Source organism: Nioella ostreopsis (assembly GCF_004000255.1).
Taxonomy (GTDB): domain Bacteria; phylum Pseudomonadota; class Alphaproteobacteria; order Rhodobacterales; family Rhodobacteraceae; genus Nioella; species Nioella ostreopsis.
Window position 1 is genome coordinate 1 of record NZ_RCIQ01000057.1, and the last position, 3,727, is coordinate 3,727.

The following is a 3,727-nucleotide window of genomic DNA, read 5'->3' on the forward strand; positions in this document are numbered from 1 at the left end:
CGGATAGGGCATCACCACAAGGAGGACGATTTATGTCCGCACGTCTTTTTTCTCTATGGTCCGAATATGACGGTCTGCCCGGCGCGGAAGTGGTCTATTCCGCCAATCCCGACCTGCTGCGCAAGATGGGCCGCGATCATCACGCAGCCGCCACGCACAAGCCCGATCTACGCTTGCTCGATCCCGAAGGCAAAACCGTCGCAACGATGGATACTTGGGCGACTGACTGGACGGAGATGGGGGCATGAGTGCCCCCAACAACACCCCCGACATTCAGGCAGCGCGCATCCTTGATGCACTGACCGCGCTCTATCCTGACGCCTCCGGCCAGGTAGCCGATCTGATGGAGTATGCGCTTTGCGACCTGCGCCATCTGGCCGATCAGCATGTGATCTGTTTCGGCAGCACGGATCAGAAGGGGTATCGCACCTACCTTCAGGAGAAGGCCCAATGAAACCGCAGATTTCACTCATCGAGGGGCGGCACCTGACCGCCTCCGACAAGCGCAATATTCTGGCTTGCATCGAGTATCAGCGCGACAAGCATCCCGCCACATGGGGCGCGGATTGGCTGGGCCGGAAATCTTCGCCCAAGCGATACACCGTCGCGCCGATCCCGGAGACGACGAACCGCTACGAAGTCCGAATCCGCGAGCACTACCGCAACGATTATGGCTGTCCCTGCGAGCGCACGGCCCGCCTTGTGATCGAGACCAAGGGTGTCGATCCCCTGCCCGCCGCCAAGTCGCACCCGGCTTGGGACAACGACGACCTTTTCGCAGCCATGCCTCGGGGAACCGAGGCATGAGCTGGCGCACCTTCGAGACCCGCGAACACCCCGACGACCTGCCCCGCGTCCACAAGGACGAGGCAACGGCATGGCGCTACGCCAGCCGCACCGGGCACGAGGTTTGGGAAGTGATCGAATATGGCCCGAACGCTGGCGAGCGGTTCCTGGGCCAAGGATGAAAGACGAGAGCATGACATTTCACAGCGAATTTCCAAAGATTGGCGAAACCGACCAGAAGGACCACGGCGCACCGGCAATCCGGCGCAGCCTGTCCGAGATCGTCGCGGAGTATGATGCAAAGGCCGAAAGCATCCCCGGCGCCATCGAGGCTTTCAAGAGGGCCGAAACCGCGATCAATGCCGCCGCTTGCATCGGCGGCACCTACGGCGGGCGCGTCTTTGCGACCGATCCGAGTCTATACGAGCGCGACGTGCGCCTGACCCTGCTGCGATCCGCATGGAAACACGTCTACGAAGGCTTGAATATCGAGAACATCGCCAGCGCCAAGGACCGGCAGCAGCTCGACTTGAAGCTGACCAAACCCCTGCCCTTCACCTTGGAAAATATCGCTGAGGTGTTCGGGAGCTATTTGCTCGATCAACGCTTTCACGTCCTCAAGGGGTTGGCCGAATGCTTCACCGATCTGGACCCGGCCTATAAGAGCCATTCCAAAGTGAAAATCGGCGTTGAGGGCCTGCCGAAACGGATCATCGTTTCCTATGTCACCGGCTGGAACAGTTGGGGCCGGGAGCGGGTGAAAGATACCCTTAACGCCCTGCGCGTCTATCGAAGCCAGCCGCGCTATACCTACCGCGAGTTTGAAGACACGATGGACGAGGTGCAGCGCCACGGCGAGGCTGATTTCTGCGGTGGCATCATCCGCGTTTTCAAGAATGGCAACGGCCACCTGATTTTCGACCCCGAGGGCCGAAAAGACATCAACCACGCCCTGGCCGAGTTCTATGGCGAAGTGTTGCCCGACGCGCCAAACGAGGCCGAAGCGAAGCGGCCAAGCACAGATGTTGCCCGCGATCTGCAATTCTATGCCAGCCCCCGGCCCGTGGCAGAAACCGTGATCGACGCCCTGCACCTTAGCGGCGGCGAGGAAATCCTAGAACCGTCTTGTGGCGACGGCGCACTGATGGACGAGCTGGCCCGGCGCAACGCCGATCTGCGCGAAAACCGGATGAGCGGGGCCGTGTCCGTCACAGGCGTTGAATACGACGCCGCCCGTGCCGACCTGGCCCGCGCGAAGGGCCATCACGTCATGACCGCGAATTTCCTTCAGGTCGCGCCCGATCCGCGGTTTGATAAGGTGGTCATGAACCCCCCTTTTTATGGGCGGCACTACAAGAAACACCTCGATCATGCGGTAAAGTTCCTGAAGCCCGGCGGCTGTCTGGTCTGCATCCTGCCCGCGTCCGCCTACTACGACCACGGCACCACAATTGGCGACTGGCGCGATCTGCCTGTGGGCAGCTTCGCCAGCTCCGGCACGAACATCCCCACCGGATACTGTGTCTATTACAAGCCCCGCGCCTGATCGTCGGGCGGGCCTTCCGGCCCGCCCTTCCACCTAGTATTCTGGCTACAAAGGAATTTTCGACATGATGCAGAGCATTTATCTTCGCGCTTATCTGGCAGGCTACGCGGGCCGGCATATCCCCCGTTCGATTCGCCGCCTGATCGCCGGAACCGAGTTTCACCGCGCATGGCTACTCGGGAGCATGGGCTTTTTTGAACAGGGCGGCGTTCGCTACGGTCCCGCATACCCTTACGGCATCGCACCCGAGTCGGAGCGGGCCTGATGGCCCGCCGATCTCGGGGCTTCACCCGTATCCGCTGGTTTCGGCGCAATGTGGCTTGGGGAACAGTCTATCTTACCTGTGACGAGGAAGACCCCTGCCGCATCAAGATCGGCTTCACGCAGCGCAAGACAGTTGATCGGAGGAAGGAGCTTTCGCGCAGCGTTCAAGGCCGAATGGTCATTGTCCAGACCGTGAGAATGCCCCATGCGTTCGCTCTTGAGGCCCGTTGTCACGCCAAGGTGGGGCGTCTGGCTGGACGAGACCGGACCCGCAATCGGGAATGGTATATCCTTCGAGACGGCGCATCGGTTAGCGACGTGGCACAGCTCATCACCGAGCAGGCGACACGGCTTCGCCGTATTGCCCGCCTCAAAATTGCATGGCCGATCTATGGCCGCATATCCCTTTTCGATTCAGGCTGGCGGCCGACAGGGCGAACCGACCCGATCAAGAGCGATCTGGTCTAGCCTCTTTCATCTTCCTGAAAATATCCTCGGGGGAGCGCCGTGAGGCGCGGGGGCAGACAGCCCCCTACGTCCTTCCTAGCCTGCACATTCCAGTGGCAGGAAACCGCCATTCGATGATGCGCTTAATGTCAGCGATGCTATAATATTGCGATGAAGCAGACGAGGAATTTCCGTGGCCGATAAGATCCAGCTTACCCCGAATGTCATCAACGAGCAGGGCTTACGGCTAAGCCTAAAACATGGAGGCCAGCTCGAAATTGAATGTCGTGAAGAACCATTCCGCAAGGGGCCGAGCTGGCACGGCCTTTGGTTCATGAAGAGTATCGATCCGTCCGGCGAGGTTCAGATGCTGGTGACTGCCCGGATGGATGCCACGCGGGGCGGGTTCAAGGTGAGAGAGTTCAAGACCGCTACCGGGATTATCTCCTTTCTTTCCGATTGCGGTTTCGCCGCTGTGCATTTCCCGCTTCGCGCCGGTGATAAGACGACGCTACGCCTTCAGCTTGCGGCCTGATCTAACGTCAGCTCATGGGCGACAGCTCCGCCCTTTCATCTTACCTTAAATATCCTCGGGAGAGCGCCGCAAGGCGCGGGGGCAGACAGCCCCCCGGCCGCGCAGGCGCCCAATGGATAGACAGGGGTTCGGAGATCCCCGCGCTTGCG

Annotated in this window: 8 protein-coding genes; all 8 read left to right on the forward strand. The window is 60.5% G+C overall.

What is annotated here, in order from left to right:
• Positions 1-32 precede the first annotated feature (32 nt).
• The 8 genes from EP237_RS22670 to EP237_RS22700 all read left to right on the forward strand — a co-directional run bounded on the left by EP237_RS22670 (position 33) and on the right by EP237_RS22700 (position 3,578).
• Positions 33-248 (forward strand): hypothetical protein, encoded by a 216-nt coding sequence (locus EP237_RS22670; protein WP_088716850.1) that lies wholly within the window; start codon positions 33-35, stop codon positions 246-248.
• The gene (locus tag EP237_RS22675) at positions 245-454 is read left to right on the forward strand and encodes a hypothetical protein (protein WP_074647538.1); all 210 of its coding nucleotides are present in this window, start codon (positions 245-247) and stop codon (positions 452-454) included. The genes EP237_RS22670 and EP237_RS22675 overlap by 4 nt, the downstream gene beginning before the upstream one ends.
• Complete coding sequence (locus EP237_RS22680) at positions 451-807, forward strand: hypothetical protein (RefSeq protein WP_088716851.1); 357 nt, start codon at positions 451-453, stop codon at positions 805-807. The genes EP237_RS22675 and EP237_RS22680 overlap by 4 nt, the downstream gene beginning before the upstream one ends.
• A complete protein-coding gene (locus EP237_RS23265) occupies positions 804-968 on the forward strand; it encodes a hypothetical protein (RefSeq protein WP_157903888.1) in 165 nt (54 codons plus the stop codon). The genes EP237_RS22680 and EP237_RS23265 overlap by 4 nt, the downstream gene beginning before the upstream one ends.
• A gap of 11 nt (positions 969-979) precedes the next feature.
• Positions 980-2,332, forward strand: a complete 1,353-nt coding sequence (locus tag EP237_RS22685; protein WP_088716852.1) for a class I SAM-dependent methyltransferase — start codon at positions 980-982, stop codon at positions 2,330-2,332.
• A gap of 64 nt (positions 2,333-2,396) precedes the next feature.
• Positions 2,397-2,597 carry a hypothetical protein gene (locus EP237_RS22690; RefSeq protein WP_088716853.1) on the forward strand — a complete coding sequence of 67 codons (201 nt, stop codon included), beginning with the start codon at positions 2,397-2,399 and terminating at the stop codon, positions 2,595-2,597.
• Positions 2,597-3,064 (forward strand): GIY-YIG nuclease family protein, encoded by a 468-nt coding sequence (locus tag EP237_RS22695; RefSeq protein WP_088716854.1) that lies wholly within the window; start codon positions 2,597-2,599, stop codon positions 3,062-3,064. Before EP237_RS22690 ends, EP237_RS22695 begins: the two co-directional genes overlap by 1 nt.
• Before the next feature lie 172 nt (positions 3,065-3,236).
• Positions 3,237-3,578, forward strand: coding sequence for a hypothetical protein (locus tag EP237_RS22700; RefSeq protein WP_088716855.1), 342 nt, complete (start codon positions 3,237-3,239; stop codon positions 3,576-3,578).
• The last annotated feature ends 149 nt before the right edge of the window (positions 3,579-3,727 follow it).

Coding starts and splice junctions, on each gene's coding strand:
- EP237_RS23265 (WP_157903888.1), top strand. CDS start 804: ATGAGCTGGCGCACCTTCGAGACCCGCGAACACCCCGACGACCTGCCC.
- EP237_RS22685 (WP_088716852.1), top strand. CDS start 980: ATGACATTTCACAGCGAATTTCCAAAGATTGGCGAAACCGACCAGAAG.
- EP237_RS22670 (WP_088716850.1), top strand. CDS start 33: ATGTCCGCACGTCTTTTTTCTCTATGGTCCGAATATGACGGTCTGCCC.
- EP237_RS22680 (WP_088716851.1), top strand. CDS start 451: ATGAAACCGCAGATTTCACTCATCGAGGGGCGGCACCTGACCGCCTCC.
- EP237_RS22695 (WP_088716854.1), top strand. CDS start 2,597: ATGGCCCGCCGATCTCGGGGCTTCACCCGTATCCGCTGGTTTCGGCGC.
- EP237_RS22675 (WP_074647538.1), top strand. CDS start 245: ATGAGTGCCCCCAACAACACCCCCGACATTCAGGCAGCGCGCATCCTT.
- EP237_RS22690 (WP_088716853.1), top strand. CDS start 2,397: ATGATGCAGAGCATTTATCTTCGCGCTTATCTGGCAGGCTACGCGGGC.